At 55.7% G+C, this 2,362-nt stretch carries 1 protein-coding gene; it reads right to left on the reverse strand.

What is annotated here, in order from left to right; translation table 11 throughout:
* A partial coding sequence (locus L0H65_RS18450; RefSeq protein WP_301460665.1) for a multicopper oxidase domain-containing protein occupies positions 1-1,101 on the reverse strand: 1,101 nt, incomplete at its 3' end.
* Between the last annotated feature and the right edge of the window lie 1,261 nt (positions 1,102-2,362).

A 2,362-nucleotide genomic window follows, 5' to 3' on the forward strand; every position in this document is an offset into this window, starting at 1 on the left:
ATCAATATCGAACGCACCACTCTCAACCTTCCCCAGATCATCAATCCGGCGCACCTCTGCACCTGTCGTGGCAAGGATTAACCCCGTACGTTCGCGCGCACCTTCGCGCAGGGCGAGGATCGGAAAGGCTCCAGACTCCGGCAAGTCGATTTCGAGATCAAGCCGCTGGGCCATGGCAAGGCCAAACCGCGTTCCCGCCATCGGCTCGACCGCGTGGCCGTCCACCGCCACGAGACGCGCAGGCACGCCGCCAGTGTCGATCCAGAAGATTGTTGCGGCGGCGGCATTGATCACCCGCAGCAGGATGCGGCCCTTCCGCTCAACTGCGATCACCTCAGGGTCGGATAACGTGCGATCATTGGCGAGATAGGCATCGAAGTCAAAGTCGTTCAGATCCATCTCGCCCATGGTCATGCCCGCCATGGGCATACCGCTCATCCCCATATGCCCGCCGCCGCCCGACATCATGCCACCCATAGCCATGCCGGAATGGTCCATGCCAGACATGCCATCCGCACTCTTCGCAGGAGCATCCATATTGCCCATGTCGTGATGCGCTGCCCCTTCTGTGATCTCTGCCAGCACCTCAGCAGCAGGTCGGAATGAGAAGTCATGTAAGAACATCACGACTTCCTGACGGTCCGACGTCAACTCCTCAGGTCGTCGCACGATCAGGGGGGCGGCGAGCAGGCTCATCTCCTGAACTGGAACATGGCTATGCATCCAAAAGGTGCCGGGCATGGCGGCATAGTCATAGCTGCGCGTCTCACCCGGCTTCAGAAGCGGCATCGGCAGGTTCGGCACACCGTCCTGTACGTTGGGCGGGATCTGGCCATGCCAGTGGATGATCGTTTCCTCCTCCAGAGCATTAGTCAGATCCACGCGGAACCTCTGACCGGGATCAAGGATCAGCCCCTGCTTACCCGATCCATTGGTCAGCCCCATGACGGTCGCGGCACGACCATCCACCTCAATCACCCGCGTCGCAGCGGTCAGGGAAAGCGGTTTGGGTTGCGCAAATGCGCCGCGCGGCAAGGCGGTGGTCGCAGCCATAGCTGCGGATGCGGCCAGAAAGCCGCGGCGTGTCAGGTCATGTCTCATCGTAAAAAATCCATCATACTCCCGAATGGGAGTGCATCGGTCTGGACCCCTATCGGGTTCCGCTCGTCAACCGTTCAGATGAATTTGGGAGGCCTATCAGCGGTCTCAATCAGACGCCCGTGCAAAACAAGGGATATTGCTGTCTGATGCGCTACTGACCGAAAAATCATCGGGGCCGGGTCAGAAAATGGAAACAAGGCCGCAATTGATCCGAGACAGGCGGTCGCGCAAGCGCTGGACATCGAATGCTCAGAGGTGCCGCAGTGCTTTATGGGCCCAGAGCGTTCACTCATGACGACTTGCTCATCGTGACACGGCTCCAGCGTCGTCTGCGATTGCGCAGACATTGCGGCGTGTGGAGGTAGGACGCCGAATAGCGCGACGGCAATCAAAAGCAGGAAAGAGATGAAACAACGCGTCATTGGATCCGTCGGTAACAAGTTGACGGAAACATAGGATCTACAGGTGAAACCTGCAATACACGATGCCGTTTAGCCGCTTGTCGCTTCATCTTGCAGGTAGGCTCCGTCTTTTCCCAAAACGCAAAAATTCCCCTTGGATTTCAGAGCGGCTCTTCAAACGTTGACTCAGCGTTGACTCGTTTTTGCGCGGGCCATACACAGTGTTTTGTCGGAGTATAACCATTTGGAAAGGTTGGTGATTTTGGTTGCTGGAGGGCGAAACCGCCGTAACCCACCTGAGTTGCGTAGCTTGGTCTGAATATAATCGGCGATAAGTCACATCAAGAAAAGCCAGCTACTCGATCTAACGGGGCTACCCTTGTATGTCGCGTCCCGCATGATTGCGCGGTGTTTTGACGAACATGTGGGGGTGTGACTTGTGCCAGTCCTTCATCGTCTGCATTGGCTTTGCGGGGCGTGTCTTTCAGTTTCATGGGCGCCCAACAACGAATCTGTCAAAAATGGTCCACGAGCTTCAGGACTCAACTGCTTTCGTTCATCGCGCAACACTCAAACACTTCATTGCTACGGAGACCTGTCCGTGAGAACCATTGCCAATGGCTGGCTTATGAGGGTCAACCTATACAGCAATGAAATGCCGCCGAGGGCGCCATCAGCTTTCACATATTTCTTAGGACAATTAGAAAGGAAGCACAAAGTTGTTGCACAAACGCATATTCTATAGAATACTTAATATAGAAATTGTCACTTTGGGAGGGATAAGCATGAAGTTCAAAGCTATTCGTAGTATTGGCGGGTCCACGGCTCTGGCAGCGTTGATGTTGGCTTCGCCAGCGCTG

The sequence above is a fragment of the Pseudorhodobacter sp. genome, assembly GCF_030452865.1.
In the GTDB taxonomy this organism is placed as follows: domain Bacteria; phylum Pseudomonadota; class Alphaproteobacteria; order Rhodobacterales; family Rhodobacteraceae; genus Pseudorhodobacter.